This window comes from Enterococcus sp. DIV0210g (assembly GCF_050559705.1).
GTDB classification, from domain to species: Bacteria; Bacillota; Bacilli; order Lactobacillales; family Enterococcaceae; genus Enterococcus_B; species Enterococcus_B faecalis_A.
On record NZ_CP187903.1, the window covers coordinates 1,757,072 to 1,776,986 of the forward strand.

General features: G+C 40.4%; 19 protein-coding genes. 2 read left to right on the forward strand and 17 right to left on the reverse strand.

Annotation, left to right across the window (positions count from 1 at the left end):
• The first annotated feature begins 146 nt into the window (after positions 1-146).
• Positions 147-2,465, forward strand: a complete 2,319-nt coding sequence (locus tag IGI64_RS08535) for a transglycosylase domain-containing protein (RefSeq protein WP_429940194.1) — start codon at positions 147-149, stop codon at positions 2,463-2,465.
• A gap of 104 nt (positions 2,466-2,569) precedes the next feature.
• Here the strand turns inward: IGI64_RS08535 and ccpA are convergent, their stop codons facing one another.
• Positions 2,570-3,571, reverse strand: coding sequence for a catabolite control protein A (gene ccpA, locus IGI64_RS08540; protein ID WP_034861497.1), 1,002 nt, complete (start codon positions 3,569-3,571; stop codon positions 2,570-2,572).
• 208 nt (positions 3,572-3,779) lie between these two features.
• On the opposite strand from ccpA, the gene IGI64_RS08545 reads away from it, so the two are divergent.
• Positions 3,780-4,883, forward strand: coding sequence for a M24 family metallopeptidase (locus IGI64_RS08545; RefSeq protein WP_034861494.1), 1,104 nt, complete (start codon positions 3,780-3,782; stop codon positions 4,881-4,883).
• Positions 4,884-4,959: 76 nt separating this feature from the next.
• On the opposite strand, the gene IGI64_RS08550 is transcribed toward IGI64_RS08545, so the two are convergent.
• The 16 genes from IGI64_RS08550 to cls form a co-directional block, all read right to left on the reverse strand.
• A complete protein-coding gene (locus IGI64_RS08550; RefSeq protein ID WP_016623497.1) occupies positions 4,960-5,562 on the reverse strand; it encodes a YtxH domain-containing protein in 603 nt (200 codons plus the stop codon).
• A complete protein-coding gene (locus tag IGI64_RS08555; RefSeq protein ID WP_016623495.1) occupies positions 5,562-6,005 on the reverse strand; it encodes a DUF948 domain-containing protein in 444 nt (147 codons plus the stop codon). The genes IGI64_RS08550 and IGI64_RS08555 overlap by 1 nt, the downstream gene beginning before the upstream one ends.
• A 217-nt stretch (positions 6,006-6,222) precedes the next feature.
• The gene (galU, locus tag IGI64_RS08560) at positions 6,223-7,170 is read right to left on the reverse strand and encodes a UTP--glucose-1-phosphate uridylyltransferase GalU (protein WP_429940195.1); all 948 of its coding nucleotides are present in this window, start codon (positions 7,168-7,170) and stop codon (positions 6,223-6,225) included.
• 37 nt (positions 7,171-7,207) lie between these two features.
• The gene (locus tag IGI64_RS08565) at positions 7,208-8,224 is read right to left on the reverse strand and encodes an NAD(P)H-dependent glycerol-3-phosphate dehydrogenase (protein WP_429940196.1); all 1,017 of its coding nucleotides are present in this window, start codon (positions 8,222-8,224) and stop codon (positions 7,208-7,210) included.
• Positions 8,225-8,253: 29 nt separating this feature from the next.
• Entirely contained in the window at positions 8,254-9,087 is an 834-nt protein-coding gene (gene lgt, locus IGI64_RS08570; RefSeq protein ID WP_429940197.1) for a prolipoprotein diacylglyceryl transferase, read from the reverse strand.
• A gap of 59 nt (positions 9,088-9,146) precedes the next feature.
• Positions 9,147-10,082, reverse strand: a complete 936-nt coding sequence (hprK, locus tag IGI64_RS08575; protein WP_016623491.1) for an HPr(Ser) kinase/phosphatase — start codon at positions 10,080-10,082, stop codon at positions 9,147-9,149.
• 278 nt (positions 10,083-10,360) lie between these two features.
• The gene (locus IGI64_RS08580) at positions 10,361-10,717 is read right to left on the reverse strand and encodes a phage holin family protein (protein ID WP_016623490.1); all 357 of its coding nucleotides are present in this window, start codon (positions 10,715-10,717) and stop codon (positions 10,361-10,363) included.
• Positions 10,717-11,022, reverse strand: a complete 306-nt coding sequence (locus tag IGI64_RS08585) for a PspC domain-containing protein (protein ID WP_016623489.1) — start codon at positions 11,020-11,022, stop codon at positions 10,717-10,719. Before IGI64_RS08585 ends, IGI64_RS08580 begins: the two co-directional genes overlap by 1 nt.
• 63 nt (positions 11,023-11,085) lie before the next feature.
• Positions 11,086-12,657, reverse strand: coding sequence for a daptomycin-sensing surface protein LiaX (gene liaX, locus IGI64_RS08590; RefSeq protein WP_429940198.1), 1,572 nt, complete (start codon positions 12,655-12,657; stop codon positions 11,086-11,088).
• A gap of 199 nt (positions 12,658-12,856) precedes the next feature.
• Positions 12,857-13,534, reverse strand: a complete 678-nt coding sequence (phoU, locus tag IGI64_RS08595; protein WP_016623487.1) for a phosphate signaling complex protein PhoU — start codon at positions 13,532-13,534, stop codon at positions 12,857-12,859.
• Between the two features lie 12 nt (positions 13,535-13,546).
• Positions 13,547-14,305, reverse strand: coding sequence for a phosphate ABC transporter ATP-binding protein PstB (gene pstB / locus IGI64_RS08600; protein WP_016623486.1), 759 nt, complete (start codon positions 14,303-14,305; stop codon positions 13,547-13,549).
• A gap of 15 nt (positions 14,306-14,320) precedes the next feature.
• Positions 14,321-15,127, reverse strand: coding sequence for a phosphate ABC transporter ATP-binding protein PstB (gene pstB, locus IGI64_RS08605; RefSeq protein WP_429940199.1), 807 nt, complete (start codon positions 15,125-15,127; stop codon positions 14,321-14,323).
• A gap of 14 nt (positions 15,128-15,141) precedes the next feature.
• Complete coding sequence (pstA, locus tag IGI64_RS08610) at positions 15,142-16,026, reverse strand: phosphate ABC transporter permease PstA (protein ID WP_016623484.1); 885 nt, start codon at positions 16,024-16,026, stop codon at positions 15,142-15,144.
• Positions 16,026-16,946 carry a phosphate ABC transporter permease subunit PstC gene (pstC, locus tag IGI64_RS08615; protein ID WP_016623483.1) on the reverse strand — a complete coding sequence of 307 codons (921 nt, stop codon included), beginning with the start codon at positions 16,944-16,946 and terminating at the stop codon, positions 16,026-16,028. Before pstC ends, pstA begins: the two co-directional genes overlap by 1 nt.
• A 115-nt stretch (positions 16,947-17,061) precedes the next feature.
• Positions 17,062-17,919: a phosphate ABC transporter substrate-binding protein PstS gene (locus IGI64_RS08620; RefSeq protein ID WP_034861487.1), complete on the reverse strand. Its 858-nt coding sequence runs from the start codon at positions 17,917-17,919 to the stop codon at positions 17,062-17,064.
• 424 nt (positions 17,920-18,343) lie between these two features.
• Positions 18,344-19,792, reverse strand: a complete 1,449-nt coding sequence (gene cls, locus IGI64_RS08625) for a cardiolipin synthase (protein WP_034861580.1) — start codon at positions 19,790-19,792, stop codon at positions 18,344-18,346.
• Positions 19,793-19,915: the final 123 nt, after the last annotated feature.

Genomic DNA, 19,915 nt, shown 5'->3' on the forward strand with positions numbered 1-19,915 from the left:
ATAGATAAAGAAAAGTTTCGGAACTGTTTTTTCTTAGAAATCGTCAAAAGTACAAAAATTTATTAGGAAAATCGACCCTCACTATTTTTTTGGTCGTTTTTTTGCTATAATTATTCGAAATACAATCCATAGTTGAGGTGACCTCATTGCCACGAAAAAATACTCGAAAAAAAAATAGACGTTCCAAACAGTCGCGTACCCAACAGCCAAAATGGTTCATCGGAAATGTCATTTTCCGTGTGTTCCAGTCTTTGTCTGTTCTTATTATTGTTTTGCTGCTTTTGGGCGGTGCCCTTGCGTTCGGGATTGGTTCTGGCTATTTTGCCTACCTCGTTGAAGACACAAGTACGCCGACAAAAGAAGAATTACAAGTTGAATTGGGTAATATCACAGAAACGTCGAAGCTGGTTTATTCAGACAATTCAGAGATTGCACAGATCCAAACTGATTTGATGCGGACGACTGTTAACACTGATCAGATTTCTCCGCTTTTAAAAAGTGCACTTATCAGTACCGAAGATGAATATTTCAAAGAACACAAAGGTTTTGTACCAAAAGCAGTGCTGCGTGCTTTAGTTTCTGAAGCAACAGGCATTGGTTCATCTGGCGGTTCGACATTGACGCAGCAATTAGTCAAACAGCAGATCCTGACAGATGAAACGACTTTTAAACGGAAAGCAAATGAGATCTTGCTTGCTTCACAAGTCGAAAAATATTTTTCTAAAGATGAAATCATTACTACTTATCTAAATGTCTCACCATTTGGCAGAAACAACAAAGGACAAAATATTGCTGGTGTCCAAGAAGCCGCTCAAGGGATTTTTGGTGTTGATGCAAAAGATCTGAACTTGCCGCAAGCAGCCTTTATTGCTGGTTTGCCTCAAAGTCCGATCACTTATAGTCCTTTTACTAATACTGGTGCGCTGAAAGAAGATTATTCTGCCGGACTTGAACGAAAAGATTTTGTTCTCTTCAGTATGTACCGCGAAAAAGCTATTACAAAAGAAGAATACGAAGAAGCAAAAAGCTATGATTTAGCGAAAGATTTTCTGCCGCAAGAAATTGCCAAACAAGCAGATCACGGCTTCCTTTATTACACATTGATGGATGAAGCAGCACAAATCATCACGAAACAGTTAGCGGAAAAAGACGGCGCGGATCTATCCGATGAAGATACACAGGCAGCTTACTATCAAAAAGCACAACAGAACATCCAAAACAAAGGCTATACGATCCACTCGACGATCGACAAAGATATTTACAATGCGATGCAAGACGCAGTAGCAAATTACGGCTATATGCTTGATGACGGAACTGGTGACCGCGTCGAAACTGGGAATGTCTTGATGGATAACAAAACGGGACGGATCTACGGATTTATCGGCAGTCGAGATTATGCCCAAAGCCAGAACAACCATGCGTTTGTTACACAGCGACAAGCTGGTTCTTCTATCAAACCAGTGCTCGTTTATGGACCTGCGATCGACATGGGCTTAGTTGGTTCAGAAACACGTGTCTCTGATTATCCAGCGACTTGGTCAGAAGGCAGCTATGCCGGACAAAAAATCGTCAATGCGACAAATGAAGGCTCAAAAACCTTCCAAACATTGCGGGAAACATTGGAGTGGTCCAATAACATCCCTGCGTATCACCTTTATCAAGAAGTCTTGAACAAAGGCGGCTCGAAACAATACGCTTACGAAAGTTATCTATCAAAAATGAACTATCCGACAAATAGCAACTGGGGTGTTGAATCTGCACCTCTGGGAACGGTTGAAGTAACTACTTTGCAACAAACGAATGGGTTCCAAGCATTGGCAAATAATGGTGTCTATCAGCAAGGCTACATGATCGATTCTATTACAGACAATGCAGGAAACGTGATTTACAAACACGAAGAAAAACCAGTTCGAGTCTTCTCTGAAGCATCTGCCTCTATTATGAATGACTTGATGCGAAGTGTAATCACTGCGAAGAAAACGACACCGTTCAAAGATGTTCTGACAAGTTTGAATAGTGATCTTGGAAATGCAGACTGGGTCGGTAAAACCGGTTCTACCAATGAATATCGAGATTCTTGGCTGATCGTCTCGACGCCTTCTGTCACAATCAGCGGATGGTCTGGACATGATGACAATCTGGCGATGACAAGTGCGGCTGGTAAACGAACAGCGAATTACATGGCCAACTTGATCAATCGAATTTATCAAACGAATCCAGATATCTTTGGCAAAGACGAGAAATTCGAACTCTCTTCCGATGTCATCAAAAAGAAAGTTTCTTCCTTTACAGGAGAACTATCTGGAAAAGTCGAAGTTGACGACAAAAAAGTTCAGACACCGAAAAAAGAAGTTGAATCGCTATGGGCTAAAAATGGACCAGCGAAGAGTACTTTCCACTTTGGGATCGGCGGCACCGATGATGATTATAAAAATTATTGGAGCAAAGTCGGCGACGCTGACTAATACAGAAATGCCCTGAAACAGATTTGTTTCAGGGCATTTTTTTGCACGCTCTGCTGATTAAAAAAAGACCTAAAACAAGGCTGTTTTAGGTCTTTATCTCTACTTTATTTTGTTGAACCTTTTTCTTCGATTCCATAAGGTAAAATGATTGTTTTTTCTTCAACTTCTTCTTTGTTCATCATTTTTGTCAACAAACGCATTGCAACAGCACCGATATCATATAAAGGTTGTGTAATACTTGTCAAACGAGGACGAGCCACTTCTGTTAGTAATGAATTGTTGCTTGTGATGATTTCGAATTCTTCAGGGACTTTGATTCCTTTGTCGATCATACCGTCTAAGATACCGATCGCTAATTCATCATCTGACACATACACAGCAGTTGCGCCGCTGTTATGGATACGATCAACTAATGATAATCCGTCTTTGAAGTTGTAAGCAGCTTCAAAGATCAAACCTTCGCTGTATGACAAACCGTTTTCTTTCAATGCTTCTTTGTAGCCTTTCAAACGGTTTTGGCCGTTGATTGGATCAATTAATGCACCGCTGACAAAAGCGATTTTTTCGTTGCCGTTTTTCGCTAATTTATCGACAGCATCTTTTGTTGCTGAAGTATAGTCGATATTTACACTGCCTACTTGTTCGTCTGGGTCGATTGAACCAGCTAAAACAACAGGAGTTTTTGAACGAGAAAATTCTCCGCGGATCTCATCTGTGATATGGTGACCCATGAAAATCACACCGTCAACTTGTTTCGCCAACAAGTTGTTCAAAACGTTAACTTCTTTTTGGTCATTTCCATCTGAGTTTGCCAAAATAATATTGTATTTGTACATTGTCGCAACATCGTCGATTCCTCGTGCTAATGAAGCAAAGAACATATTGCTTACATCAGGGATGATTACGCCGACTGTTGTTGTTTTTTTGCTTGCTAATCCACGTGCAACCGCGTTTGGACGGTAATCAAGACGATCGATCACTTCCAAGACTTTCTTTCTAGTAGCAGGTTTTACATTTGGGTTGCCATTTACGACCCGGGAAACAGTAGCCATTGAAACGTTTGCTTCTCTTGCCACGTCATAAATTGTGATTGTTTGTTTCTCCATGAATTTTCTCCTCTTCATATTTATATGTTTTCTGAAAATATGACTTACATTTCTAAAATAGAATAGCAAATTATTTTAATAAATGCAACCGTTTTATCTCTGTTTTCATGAAAATTTTTAATTTCTTTCAATCGATATGAATTGGTCTTTGCTTTGTTTAGTGGTACAATATACGAAACTTTACCACCCTATGAAAGAAGGAAGTTCAATGAACACAGCTAAAATTCAAGAATTACGTCAATGGATGGCGCAAAAAGAAATCGATCTTGCTTATATCAGTGACCCAGGTCACATCGCTTATTTTGCAGGATATGAAAGTGATCCTCACGAACGTGTACTCGCTCTTTTTATCCCATTAGAGAAAGATCCTTTCTTGTTCACTCCTGCTCTTGAAGTAGAAGATGCGCAAAACAGCAGCTGGGCTTATGATGTCCGCGGCTATCTAGACAGCGAAAATCCTTGGGCGATCATCCGCAAAGAAATCAGCGCGCGTTATGGCGAATTGAAAACTATCGGTATCGAAAAAAATGCGTTGACTGTCGATCGTTATGAAGAAGTTAAAGATATGGTTCCAGGCGCTGCTTCTTTTAAAGATTTGACTCCTGCTGTCCAACGTCTGCAATTGATCAAAACAATCGAAGAAAAAGACAAATTGATTGCTGCCGGACAATGGGCAGATGTTGCCTTTGAAGTTGGTTTCCGTACGCTTAAAGAAGGAATCACTGAACAAGCTGTGATTGCAGAGATCGAATATCAATTGAAAAAACAAGGTGTTTCTAAAATGTCTTTCGACACATTAGTCTTAGCAGGAAAAAATGCTGCTAGTCCTCATGGTGCGCCAGGCAATACAAAAATTGCGCCAAACGAACTTGTTTTGTTTGACTTAGGTGTTGAATGGAATGGCTACTGCAGTGATGCAACACGAACAGTTGCGTTCCAAAAACCTACTGAATTCCAAGAAAAAATCTACAATATCACTTTAGAAGCACAATTGGCTGCTCAAGAAGCTGTACGCCCTGGTATCACAGCTGGCGAACTTGATCAAATTGCTCGTAAAGTGATCGACGGCTATGGCTACGGAGAATATTTCAACCACCGTTTAGGACACGGAATCGGTACAACTGTTCATGAATATCCTTCTCTAGTTGAAGGAAACGACTTGGTGATCGAAGAAGGTATGGCCTTTTCTCTTGAACCAGGAATCTATATCCCTGAACAAGTCGGTGTTCGTATCGAAGACTGTATCTATGTAACAAAAGATGGCTGTGTACCATTTACAACAACTTCAAAAGAATTGCTTGTTTTAGGTTAAAAGCAGTTACCTATAAAATATAAACAAAAAAAGCTGGCAAACGATTTTACGTTTGCCAGCTTTTTTGAGTACTTGACTAGTCTTCTGGATTGTTTTGTTCCATTGTTTCTTTTAATTCTTCTTTAGATTTTTCCAAATCTTCTTTTGCCATATTTGCTGTTTCTTTCGCATCTTCAACTTCCGGCTTTGCTTCTTCTACGCCTTCTTTGACTGTTGATTTTGCTTTTTCAGCTGTTTCTTTGACGTCGCCAGCCATGTCTTTTGCAGTATCAGCAGCTAATTCATGTAAATCTTCTTTTTTGTCTTTGACACTCGCAGCTGATTTTTTGAAACGGTTAGACAAATCTTTCGATTGTTCTTTCAAGTCAACTAAAATGTCATCTGACAAATCTGCTGCTTCGTCAGAAGAATCTTCTGCTTTTTCTTTCATCGAGCCAGCAAGATCACCTGCTTGTTGTGAAAGGACTTGGGCTTTTTCTTTAGCGATTTCTGAGATATTTGCTGTTTTTTCTTTGGCCATATCTGTGTAGTCAGAAGCTTTGTCCAATAAATCATCTGCTTGAGAAGCTAATTCGTCTCTCAATTCTTTTCCTGATTTTGGTGCCAATAAAAGTGCTGCAACTGCTGCTGCTGTTCCTCCGATAACTGCTCCTAATAAAAATCCGCCTTTTTTAGTCATTACATTTCCCCTCCAGTTGGTTGATCTGTCTTTTTGTGTTTAAAGAATTTCATTGCTGTACCGCCGACTTTTCCGGCAACTGTTGCTTTGGCCGTTGTTTTTCCGATACTGCCGACTCTTGTTACTAGATGTTTGCTTGAAGTGTTCAATTCTGATACACTTTCGCTTAAATCAGCAACTGCTGTGAATAAAGGATCGATCGTTGCAACTTTTCCATTCACATCTTGCAGCAATTCATTACTTTTGACTAATAGTCCCTCTACTTGTCTTGAAAGAAGGTCTACGTCTTTTGTGACTACCTCGATTGTTTTATTTGCTTCAGCCACAGTAGTATCGACTTTATTCAGTGTTTTCGATACTTGCATCAATACACGTACTAGAAAAACGACTAGCACAGCAAATGCGATAGCGGCAATGAGTCCCGCAATCTCTCCACCCGTCATATCCAAACTCCCTTCTTATTCTTCTTATACTAAGAATAGCATTTACGTTTTTTTAAAACAAATAAAAAACAGCCGAAATATCATTTTTTAATAAAAGAAAAATTTAGGATATATAAATCGGTTTCCTTTGTATCTACTAGCTGTCTTTTTTGAAAAAACGAGCAGAGATCGCTCCCTGCTCGTTCAGTTTTTCCATGCAGAAGCTGCTGGAATATTGTTATTTCTCAGCAGTTTCTACTGCTTGTTTTTCTTTTTTTGCTGGTTTTGCATCTGGTTTTCCAGCAGCTTCTTCTTCGCGCAATTCTTTTCCTAATTGGATGATGTAATCTTTCAATGGCGCGCCCACTTCTGGATGTGTCAGACCGTATTCGATACTTGTTTTCATAAAGCCGAATTTGTCGCCTACATCATAACGTTTTCCTGTAAATTTACGGGCAAAAACGCGTTGTGTTTTGTTCAATGTATCGATGGCATCTGTCAATTGGATCTCATTACCAGCTCCTGGTTCTTGTGTTTCCAAGATTTCAAAGATCTCTGGCGTTAAAAGATAGCGTCCAATAATAGCTAAATCACTTGGGGCTTTGCTTGGTTCTGGTTTTTCAACAAAGTTTGTGACGTTGTATAACCCTTCTTCCAATTCGCCTCCTGGATTGATGATCCCATATTTCGAAGTGTCTTCGTGAGGAACTTTCATTACAGCAATCGTTGATGCATGTGTTTTTTCATAATCATCGATCAGCTGCTGTGTCAAAGGAATCTCGTCTTCCATGATGTCATCGCCAAGCATGACCACGAAAGGTTCGTTCCCGATAAATGCTTTGGCTTGTAAAACAGCATGACCTAAACCTCTTGGATGTGATTGACGGATAAAGTGCAGATTTACATCTGTTGTTTCTTCTACTAATTTCAGCAATTCTGTTTTTTCTTTTTCTTTTAAGTTTGTTTCAAGTTCGATATTCGCATCAAAGTGATCTTCGATAGGACGTTTTGCTTTTCCTGTAACGATCAAGATGTCTTCGATTCCTGAATTCAGTGCTTCTTCTACGATAAATTGGATCGTTGGTTTATCGACGATCGGCAGCATTTCTTTTGCCATCGCTTTCGTTGCTGGTAAAAATCTTGTTCCTAGTCCTGCTGCTGGGATAACCGCTTTTTTTACTTTCATACTTTTCTCTCCTTTGAACAATAATTGAAATCACTTTTTAGAATGTAAATTCGTTTTCTTCTTTGCCGTCGCGCAACATGATATCTTTTGCTGCTTGTCGGACATCTTTACCTTCATATAACACGCTGTAGATGGTTTCAGTGATCGGCATTTCGATTTTCAGCTGCTGTGCTAATTCCAGCGCTGCTTTCGTTGTTGCGACACCTTCAACGATCATCCCCATGTTCTCTAGTACTTCTTCCAGTTTATGGCCTTTTCCTAGAAGATTACCGGCACGCCAGTTTCTTGAATGGACACTTGTACATGTTACGATCAAATCACCTACTCCGCTCAAACCGATGAACGTCAATGGATTTGCGCCCATCGCCACGCCTAAGCGGCTGATTTCTGCTAAGCCGCGTGTCATGATGGCTGCTTTGGCATTGTCGCCAAAACCTAAACCATGGATCGCTCCCGCACCAATGGCAATGATATTTTTCAAAGCCGCTCCCGTTTCGACACCAATGACATCATCATTTGTGTAAATACGGAAATAATCATTCATGAATAATTGCTGAACTGTTTCTGCCGCTTTGAAATCAGTGCTTGCCGCAGTAATGGTCGTGATATCCTGTACCGCGACCTCTTCTGCATGACTTGGACCAGATAAAACGGCAATGGCTTGTCGTTTTTCTTCTGGAATCTCTTCAGCGATTACTTCAGAGATACGTTTGTGTGTGCCTTGTTCCAATCCTTTGCTGGCATGGATGATCAATGGTTTGGTATTCATTTTTTGCACCAGTTCTTGCGCCACTGTTCGAATCGCTTTTGTTGGGACAACGAACAAGATCGCATCGGCACCATCAACTGCTTCTGCTAATTCTGTGTATCCAACGATCGTATCTGGCAGCTTGATCTCTGGCAGATAATGGCGATTCGTGTGATAAGTGTTGATTTCTCCGATTTGGGCTGGTTTATGGCCCCAAAGACGCACGTCATGTCCATTTTCTGCTAAGACTTTTGCTAGAGACGTCCCCCAAGAGCCTGGTCCTAAAACGGCAATTTTTTGTTTCATGAACAGAACCTTCTTTCTTTGCTTTCCGATCAGACGATCCGTTGATTTGTGCCGTGAGATCGATCGTAATCGTGTAAATCAGGATATTTCTTCCGGCGCCAGACCATCAAAGCAATCGCACCGATGAACAAAATAACAGATAACAACTGTGATACACGGATGGTACTCATTAAGTATAAACTATCTGTACGCATCCCTTCAATAAAGAAGCGTCCGAAGCTGTACCATGCTACATATCCTAATGCTACTTCTCCTTGTTTCAACAAATGCGGACGTTTCCGCAACACCAGTAAAATAATAACACCTAAAATACTCCAAGCTGATTCATAGAGGAAAGTAGGTTGACGATAGATGCCGTCGATGTACATATTATCAATAATAAAGTTAGGTAAATGAAGACTTTCCAAGAAACGACGTGTCGTATTTGGGCCAAACGCTTCATGATTCATAAAGTTTCCCCAGCGTCCGATGGCTTGTGCCAGCAAAACACTTGGCGCAGCAATATCCAAAAACGTCCACAATGAGATAAAATGATATTTGGTAAAGAAATATAAAGTGATTCCGCCAGCGATCAAGCCACCGTAAATCGCTAATCCGCCAGCACGAATGTTAAAAATCTGGATTGGATCTGCAATATATTGCGGCAAATCAAACAGCACGTAATACAAACGTGCGCCGATGATCGACAAAGGTAATCCCCACAACATAAAGTCTGTTACATCATCTGCCTTCATACCTACTCTGACGGCTTCTCTGCTGCTTAGCCAAACGGCAAGTACGATACCAGAGACGATGATCAATGCATACCAGTAAACTGGGATGCCTAAAAATTCAAACGCTACACGATTGATTTGCGCGAGCATAATTCCACTCCTTCTATTTGGGGACAAACATACATAATACTACTATTCTTTTATTTAGATTATTGTCCTGAATTTTCTTCGATAAGCTGGCTTAACCGCTCTTCGAACGTTTTTGTTGCATCAAATCCCATGGTTCTTGCGCGGAAATTCATGGCAGCAACTTCGATAATGATTGCCACGTTTCGCCCAGTTTTTACAGGGATCTTGATTTGCGGAACAGAGACTTCAGCGATTTCTACTGAGGTCGCTTCTGACCCTAAGCGATCATATTTTTTATCTTTTGCCCAGGCTTCCAGATAAACAGCAAGCTGGACTTGCATCGACCCTCGAACGGCACTGGCTCCAAATAAGTTCATGACGTCGATGATCCCGATTCCTCGGATCTCGATCAAGTGTTCCAAGATTTTCGGTGGTTCTCCGACAACTGTCAGTTCGTCTTGTTGGTAAACATCCACTCGATCATCTGCAATCAAGCGGTGACCGCGTTTGATCAATTCTAACGCTGTTTCACTTTTACCAATGCCGCTGTCTCCTTGGATCAAAACACCCAAACCATAGACATCCACTAAAACCCCATGGACACTTGTACGAGGCGCCAGACGCCCGTCTAGATAGCTTGACAGCTCTCCTAGTAAACGCGAGGTAGAAATAGGTGACCGCAAGACTGCCATCCCGTGCTCATTCGCAGCTTGGATCATTTCTTCCGGTGCTGGTAATCCTCTTGATATGATAAAAGCCGGCATATCCTCACTGCAAAGCCGACGCATGATCATCAAGCGTTCTTCTGGGATCATTCGGTCTGTAAAACTGATTTCTTTGCTTCCAAACAGTTGCAGACGGTCATGCGAATAATAATTAAAATAACCTGTTAATTCAAGCCCCGGACGAGAAATCTCACCCGTAGCGATTACACGGTTTAAACTTTGTTCATCGCCTGTCACGATTTCCAAAGAAAGTTTTTCCACTAATTGACTAACTTTGACAACTTCTGCCATACATGCTCCCTCGTTTCTCTTTAGAGTATTCCTCTTATTTATTTTATCATTCTCTTCTTAAAAGTACTACAAAATAAGGCGGAAAGAATAACACTTATTTTTTAGCAAAGAAAAACCTTATGTGCGTAAGCTTCTTTCTCTTCAAATCTTTTTTACATGTTATTTAGCGCTTTCGAAAACATGTATATTTCCATAAAAAAACGAGGAGAACGATTTTTGTATCGTTTTCCTCGTGTATTTTATAGCTGATAAAAATTTAGTTTCTGTCTCTTTGCTGGTTATCTTCTTCGATTCATATTATGCTCGCTGACAATCATGTTCACAACGGACATGATGACAGCAACCAATACCGCTCCGCCAAAAGAAGAGAATCCGAAATTCATTCCTCCTACAAAGAAAGAAGTCATTTGGAGAATCACCCCATTGACTACCAGGCTGAACAAGCCAAGTGTGAGCAATGTTAGCGGTAAAGAGAGCAACGTCAAGACTGGTTTCACCAGCATATTCAAAATCGATAGAATAAAACTGGCTACGACAGCTGTCCAGATACTGCTGACATGCAGGATATTAGGAAACAAGACAGCTAAAGAGATAAATGTCAATGCATTAACGATGATCCGCTGAAAGTAAGACATTAGAAGTCACTCCAATCGTCATCATCGATCTTTTCAGCTTCTTTCGGTTTTTTGCTTGTTTTTTGTCCATGATTGTTGCTTGTGTAATAGCTGTTGTCATGTCCATAAGTACGAGTAGAACGTCCAGAAGGGATGATCAATGCTAATAAAATATATAGAATGATCGGACTTCCAAATGCCACCAAACTCAAGAATACGTAAATCACACGTACCACTGTTGGGTCAATGCCGATATATTCTGCGATCCCCGCTAATGTACCTGTCAATACTACGTTTTTATTTGATTTCGTCAATCGCTTTTTCATAATTTAATCACCTCTGTTCTACTTATTTTAAAGGAAAGGAGAGGGAAAATATACCCCTCCTCTTTATTTTTCAGTGTCTTTTAAGAAAATGTTTCCTGTAGTTGTAGATAATTGTAACTGTGCCAATTGCTCACCTGTTAAACGACGGAATTGAAGCATTTGATTTGTCCGTTCTTTTTTCTCACGGATCACTTCATAGTTTGTCATGCGGCTGTTGATGCTTCCTAAACTTGTTTTTGCATGTCCTTCTACACCAAGATCATCTGGGATAGCTACTTTGACGTTTCCGTTGACTGAGCTGGCTACGATTTTCTTCAAACGATCTTCTTTCGCTGTGACACGGATGTCGCCGTTAACTAATGAAACAGACAAGTTTTCTGGTGTTGCGCCAACTGTGACTGTACCGTTGACTGTTTCAATGATCGAATCTAAGATATTCCCGCTTTTCACATCGATATTGCCGTTGACGCCTTCGATTTCAAGCATCGTTGCTGTCAATTCGTTGATTGCGATGTTGCCGTTTGTTGATTTTGCATAGACATCTTTTGTTTCCAAACCGTCAACTGTGATTGTACCATTCAATAATTTGATAGCTACATGATCATAGATGCGTGCTGGCAAATAAAAGACTAGGTCTGCACGGACACGTTTATTCGGGATTTGGAATGAAATATGATCTTCATTCACTTCGATTTGGCTTCGTACAGAAAAGGCTTCGAATGGTTCTTCGCTCATTTTTCCGTATAATTTGATTTTTGCTTCTACTTTGACATCTTCTTTGTCCCAAGTTTTCAATAGGACACTTCCGTTTGCTGCTTTGATGTCGATAATACTTGCATCTGGCGCTTCATAGTAGAATTCATGTTCAAATTTTGTTGTTGCGATGCCTGGCATACGTAAGCTGACATCTTTCCATTCCATGTTGTCGTTGACTGTCTCAGAGACAGTTTGGAATGTTTTCTTCAAGAATTTACCTAATTGTGAACCTGCTTCAGACATTTTTTCACCGACTTGGTTCAATGTGTCTGTTGCTTGTTCTTTCCAGTCATCTGGTAATTCGAATTTTTCGCCAAGTGCTTCTTTCTTTTCAGACCATTGGCTTCGGCGGATACTTTTCAGTTCTGCGTCCAAACGAATTTGTTTTTCTTGAAGCTGATTGTTTTTGTCTTCTAATTCTTTGATTTCTTGTTCAACTTCACTGCGAAGTTCAAGTTCTTCTTCAGATAATCCGCTGAGTTCTTCTTTTGTGTTCAACTCCATCAATGTTTCCTGTTTTTCATTGAGGCGGACGTTGTTTTCTTTGATTTCCGCGTTGACTGTATCTAGTTCAGCAGAGGCTTTGTTTGCTTCTGTTGCTAACTCATCAAGGATTTTTTCCAAGTTTTCTTGATCTTCTTTTTCTTTGGCTTTTGGATCAGGTTCATCTGTTTTTGGTTGTTCCGTTTCGCCATTTTCCAATTCGTCTAACAATTGACCGATTTTGTCTTGCTCTTTATTCGCAGAGACTTGGTCTGCTTCTTTTTCGATTTGTTTTTCGTCTTTTTCAGTTGCCATGCTTTCTAATAAATCTAAGCCTTCTTCAGTAGAGAGAATTCCTTTTTTGACTAAGTCTAATATACGTTCTCTTTCTTTCATGGAAATTGCCTCCTTGAGCAAATATAGTTTGCGTTGTTTTCCTTACATCCATATTATGCCTTCTTTTACATCAAATGTCATAGGACTTAAGTAGGAACTTTCTCTCGGACTTGTGGAAGAATGGAAAGAATGCAGTCAAATATAGAAAAAACAGCACCTGATTTCATATCGGGTGCTGTTTTGCATATGTCAAAAGTTCTTAAAACATTTCGTCGTGGCTGCTGTTCAATTCTGTGATTTTCCCAGTTGCCAAGTAAACGATCCATTCACAAATATTTGTGACATAGTCGCCGATACGTTCTAAGTAGCTGGCAACGTTCAAATAATCGGTTCCGCTGATGACTGTTTCTGGATTGGTTTCCATATTTTGGATCGTTGCACTATAGATGCGGTTGAAATAATCGTTTACGCGCTGATCCATATTCGCAATCGTACGCGCATCTTTTTCATCTGTTTTAACGTAAGCAACAAGTACGTTATCTACCATTTTTTTCACGTAATCAGACATGTCCGAGATTTCTTTTTCGATTTCCGGGATTCTTGTTTGTCCTTTTACACGGATCGTTGATTTTGCTACAGAAACAGCATGGTCTGCCATACGTTCCAAGTCTGAACTTGCTTTCATCACGGTGATGATCATGCGCAAGTCTGTTGTTACGGGCTGCTGCAACGCAATCATTTCAAAACTTTTTTTCTCTAAACGGATTTCCATGTCATTGATATTTGAATCATTCTCAATGACTTCTTTCGCCAATACCTTGTCGTGCTTGATATATGAGCGAACAGATTTATGAACGGCACTGCTGACCATCATCCCCATCTCGTAAAATTGATTGTGGAGATTCAGCAATTCTTCTTCAAATTGTGTACGTAACATTCTTTCTCCTCCTTATCCAAAGCGTCCTGAGATATAGTCTTCTGTTTCTTGTTTTTGAGGATTCAAGAAGATTTTCTTGGTATCATCAAATTCGATCAGGTTTCCATCTAAGAAGAACGCTGTTTTGTCAGAGATACGGGAAGCTTGTGACAAGTTATGCGTAACCATGATCAGCGTATACTTCTCTTTCAATTCTAACAGCATGCTCTCGATTTTACCTGTAGAGATAGGATCTAGGGCGCTGGTAGGTTCGTCTAATAAAATGATTTCAGGATTGACGGCTAATACACGAGCGATACATACCCGTTGTTGTTGTCCGCCAGATAAAGATAAGGCGCTTTTGTTCAATTTGTCTTTGACATCGTCCCAAACCGAAGCAGCTTTTAAACTTTCTTCTACAACTTGATCTAATACGCGCTTGTCTTTTTCCCCTTTTAATTTTAACCCATAAATGATGTTTTCGTAAATCGAAAATGGAAAAGGATTCGGCTGTTGGAAGACCATGCCGATTTCTTTTCTAAGATCAACTGTATCTGTTTTTGGACCATAGATGTCTTTTCCTTTGTACAGCACACTTCCTGTGATCGTTACGCCTGGGATCAGATCATTCATACGATTCAGTGAACGAAGATAGGTTGATTTTCCACAGCCGGAAGGTCCGATCATTGCAGTGATTTCTCCCTGATTAAAACTTAGATCGATACCTTTCAATGCTTCTTTTTTACCATAATATAAGTGAAGATCTTTTGATGAGATGATTTCTTTTGTCATATTGAAGCCTCCATTTTAACCAAAGTGACCTGAAACATAGTCTTCTGTTGCTTGGATCTTTGGTCTGGTGAAAATCTTATTCGTTTTATCATACTCGATGACTTTCCCTAGATAGAAGAAAGCAGTGTAATCACTGATACGTGCTGCCTGCTGCATGTTGTGTGTAACGATGATGATCGTATAATCATTTTTCAGATTGACCAACGTTTCTTCCACTGTACCGGTAGAGATTGGATCTAGCGCGCTTGCCGGTTCATCAAGAAGCAGGATATCTGGTTTCATGGCAATGGCGCGGGCAATACATAGTCGCTGCTGTTGTCCGCCAGACAATGCCAACGCACTTTTATCCAAACTGTCTTTGACTTGATCCCATAAAGCCGCTTGTTTTAAACTAGTTTCTACGATTTCATCTAATTTCTTTTTATCTTTTTCACCATGCTGCTTCAATGCAAATGTAATATTTTCATAGATAGATTTACTAAATGGGTTCGGACGTTGGAACACCATCCCGATTCGTTTGCGCATTTCGTAGACATCGACTTGGAGTGCATTCACATCGACATCTTTGTAAATGATTTTACCTGTTGTTTTTGTATTTGCGATCCCATCGTTCATACGATTCAATGAACGAAGATAGGTAGATTTTCCGCAGCCGGAAGGACCGATCAATGCGGTGATTTTATTTTTTTCAAATTCAAGATCGATTCCCTTGATAGCTTCATTGTCGCCATACCATACATGCAGATCTTCTGTATGCAACGCTACTTCGTTTTGAGGAGCTATGGTCAGGATATTCGTATCATTCCAATTGTATTCTTTCATTCTCGCTCTTCTCCTTAAGCTGAAGTCATTTTACGATAAAGTCGTTTGCCCAATGCGCGTGCGCCGAAGTTGAACAAAAGCACAGCGATGATCAAAACAGCAGATGCACCTGCAGATACAGATACACCATCTGGCATCGTACCTTCTGTGTTGATTTTCCAAATGTGAACGGCTAATGTTTCGGCCTGGCGGAAAATACTGATCGGACTAGAGACACTTAGCGGATTCCAGTTAGTAAAATCAAGGGCTGGTGCACTTTGTCCAGCAGTGTATATCAATGCAGCTGCCTCACCAAAGATTCTTCCAGCACTCAAGATCACACCAGTCAAAATACCAGGTGTTGCTTCTGGAACAACGACTTTGATAACTGTTTCCCAACGTGACAAACCTAATGCCAAACCAGCTTCACGCTGCGTATAATGGACTGCCTGCAAAGATTCTTCGACTGTTCTTGTCAGCAGCGGCAAGTTGAACAATGTCAATGCCAACGCCCCTGAAATGATTGAAAACCCATATTGGAATTGGATAACGAATACCAAGAAGCCGAACAGACCGACAACGACTGAAGGCAATGAGCTTAGAATCTCGATCGATGTACGAATCACATCAGTCACCCAATTTTTCTTTGCATATTCAGACAAATAGATACCTGCTCCCAACGAGATCGGGAAGCTGATGATCATTGTGATGATCAATAAGTAAACCGAGTTGAACAGCTGGATACCGATACCGCCGCCTGCTTGGTAAGCTTTTGAAGGTTCAGTCAAAAATGACCATGAGATATGCGGCACGCCGCGAACCAAGATGTAAAGCAGCAATGCTGCCAAGATCAATACGATGATCCCTGAAATAGTATATAAAGCACCTGTAGCAATTTTATCTGAGCGTTTTGCATTCATTATTTCAAGGCTCCTTTCTTACCAATCAAGCGAATGATGATGTTAAAGAACAAGGACATCAGTAGTAAGATCAATGCTAATGACCAAAGAACATTATTTTCAACTGTTCCCATGATCGTATTCCCGATACCCATTGTTAAAATCGAAGTCAATGTTGAGGCAGGTGTGATCAAGCTAGAAGGCATCAATGCGGCATTCCCGATCACCATTTGGATCGCTAACGCTTCACCAAAGGCTCTTGCCATCCCAAAAACAACTGCCGTTAAAATACCTGGAATTGCTGCACGCAAAACGACTTTGTAAATCGTTTGCCATCTTGTCGCACCTAAAGCTAAAGATGCTTCTCGATAATGACGCGGCACTGCTTTCAGTGCATCAACAGTCATTGTTGTTACTGTCGGAAGAATCATGACGAACAAAACAAATGTACCGGCCAAGATACCAAAACCTGTTCCGCCAAAAAGATTTCTGACAAATGGTACGATCACTGTCAAACCGATAAAACCATAAACAACTGAAGGAATCCCAACAAGCAGTTCAATAACCGGCTGTAAGATCTTTGAACCGTTTTTTGGCGAGATTTCGGTCATAAAGACTGCTGCACCAATAGCAAATGGTGTTGCGACTAATGCAGAGAGCAGTGTAACGAAAAATGACCCTGTGATCATCGGCAGCGCCCCAACCATTGGCTTGCCGTCTGCGCCAAGTCTGCTTGGGTTCCAGCTTGTGCCGAAAAGAAAATCGAACACATTGATTTTATCTACAAAAAATGTTGCTAATCCTTTACTTGCCACAAAGTAAAAAATGGCTAAAACAACGATGACGATCAGTGCGATACAAAGAAAACTGATAAATTTCCCTCGCTGCTCCATTTTTGAACGTTTTGATTTTGTTAATAATGCTTTTTTCACATCTTCCACGAGATGATTCCCCCTTCACTAGGTTTCCCATACCTGTCTAGTGTACAAATCAAACATCAATTTGGTTTTAATAACATGTAAATCTTTCGCTAAGTTTGTAAATTTTTTGTAAAGACTACTCGCTGATCACATTACCTTCCCAATCACGTTCGACTTTCATACGAGAAATAGGGATATATCCTAGATCTCCGACGATATTTTCTTGGACTTCGTCTGATAACATGTAGGCCAAGAAGTCTTTTGTCAGATCAGTAGGTTCACCTTTTGTATACATGTGTTCATATGCCCAGATTGGCCATTCATTCGTTGTCACATTCTCTTCTGTTGGCTCTACACCGCCAATAGACAAAGTTGCTACATCTTTCGTTACATAAGAAAATGCTACATAACTGATTGCTCCTGGTGTATCTGCAACGATTTGCCGAACCATCCCGCTTGAATCTTGTTCTTGGGCTTGGATTGCGTTGTCGCCGTCAAGTACCCATTTTTCAAATGTACTGCGCGTTCCGCTTCCAGAAGCACGGTTCAAAATCACGACTGGCTGATCTGCCCCGCCGATTTCTTTCCAGTTTTTGATTTCCCCAACAAATAATTTATGGAGATCTTCCATAGAAATATCTTTAATACCAACTTCTTTATTTACGATCGGTGTGATGCCAACTGCAGCAACTTTGTGATCTTTCAATGACGCTGCATCGATCCCTGATTTTTCTTCTGCAAACAGATCGGAGTTCCCGATGTCTACTGCACCAGATTGTACTTGAGAAAGTCCAGTACCGCTTCCGCCGCCTTGAACGTTGATAAATCTTCCGGGATTGTCTGTTTGGTAGGCTTCCGCAGCTGTTTCAACCAGCGGCTGCAAAGCAGAAGAACCCACAGCTGTGATTGATTCTCCACGGTCGATCCATTGTGAACACCCCGATAAAACCATCACTAACCCGATAATTGGTAAAAATAATTTCAGTCTTTTCATCAAATTATCCCCTTCAACAATAAAGTAACTACAGTTTAACATTTTCCAACTTGGTTGAAAATCAATTGATTTTTTAAAATAACACTTGAAATAACAAATTATGGAAGAATTCCAGTAAAATACTATCCACGGTAAATAGACCTATGCTATACTTATTCTTGGAATATGACTCTTGGCTTTGCTCAGGAAACAACTTATTTCTTGCTTTCCCCAAAAACTGGAAATACCCCAAAGTTTTTCCTGCAATATCCGAGTGTATTTCATCATTTCTGTAGTAAATCATCGGAAATGGCTTCATAAAAAGGCTGGAACGATCATCGTCGACGATGACCGTTCCAGCCTTTTTTTTGCTTTACAAGCAGATTCTGCTCTATTCTTCACAAGATTGGAACAAATGAGCGGCTTGCTGTTTTTCTATTTTTTATTATAACAATGGTGAGATCAGACGGGCCAATCCTTCTTTTAATTTGATCAGCATTCCACGATTTTTGTAGATTTCCTTCGTCAGCTGCTGTGATACTTTTGAATCTTCCAAAAACGCCTGCCGCACTTCTTCGGCAATGGTTTGGTCATAAATCAGCGAATTGACTTCAAAATCTAATTTGAATGAACGAACATCGATATTTGCTGAACCGACAGAAACAACACCTCCGTCGATAATCATTGTTTTCGCGTGCATAAATCCTTGTTCATAGGTCTCGATGACTGCCCCATAATCCAATAATTCTGCTGCAAAAGAATACGTTGCCCAGTAAACAAGCAGATGGTCTGGCTTATTCGGAATCTGGATATGGACCTTAACCCCTGACAGCAATGCGAGTTTCAGTGCCTCATGGATCGATTCATCGGGAATATAATAAGGCGTTTGGATCAAAATTTCTTTTTTTGCCAAAGAAATCATCTTCAAATAAGTCATCTTGATTTGTTCATGCTCTGAATCTGGTCCGCTTGTCACAACTTGCATCGCTGTATGCCCATCTGATTCGATTTTCGGGAAAATCGCTGGTGAATACTGGACTTCATTTGTGTGTTGCGAATTCCAGTCCATCAAAAAGCGGTTTTGCAGTGCGTGTACTGCATCCCCATAGATACGCAAGTGATTGTCCCGCCAATAACCGAATTTTTTTACTAATCCCAAATATTCATTTCCTACATTAAAACCGCCAGTATAACCTATTTTCCCATCGATAACGACGATTTTGCGATGGTTTCGATAATTGATCCTTGGATTGATATAAGGAACAAAGAGCGGGAAAAAGAACGCCACTTCGCCGCCCGCTTTTTTCAACGCGTCAAAAAAGCTCATTGTGACCTGGGTAGAACCCCACGCATCTAAAAGCACTCGGACCTTGACGCCTCGCTTAGCTGCTCTGACCAGCGCATCACGAACTTCACTTCCCAGATCATCACTGCGATAGATATAATATTGCAAATGGATATGGTCAGCTGCTTGATCGATATCTTTGACTAGCGCATCAAACTTTTCTCTTCCATCTGTAAAAAGTTTTACTTTATTATTTGTCGTATACAACATGCTTTCAAAGACAGTCAGCATGTAGATCAATTGCTTCACATCGACTTGACCAGTTGGCGGATGCGGATATAACCCGCGCATCAATGCACGTTTGTCTTCTTCGATTTCTCGGTTCATCCCTGGTTTTCCTTGGATCTTCAAATCAAAAATCCGATCTTTAGAAATCCCTCTTCCAAAAAAGATATATAAAATAAATCCTGCGATGGGAATGAACATCAACACCAACAACCAGGCCCATGTCTGAGCAGTTTCTTTTCTTTCACGAAAAATAATAACGAGCGACAATAAAATATTCGCTATAAAAATAATCGTGATCAGGTTATCGAAAATACTCCTCATAGCCATACTCTCACCTCTTCATCTTCTAACCCTTCTAGCATAGCGAAGAAATTTTTTTAAGTAAAGAAAAATCTTGATTCTTTCCAACAGAACAGAAAAAAACCGCCAGACAAGAAGTAAAAA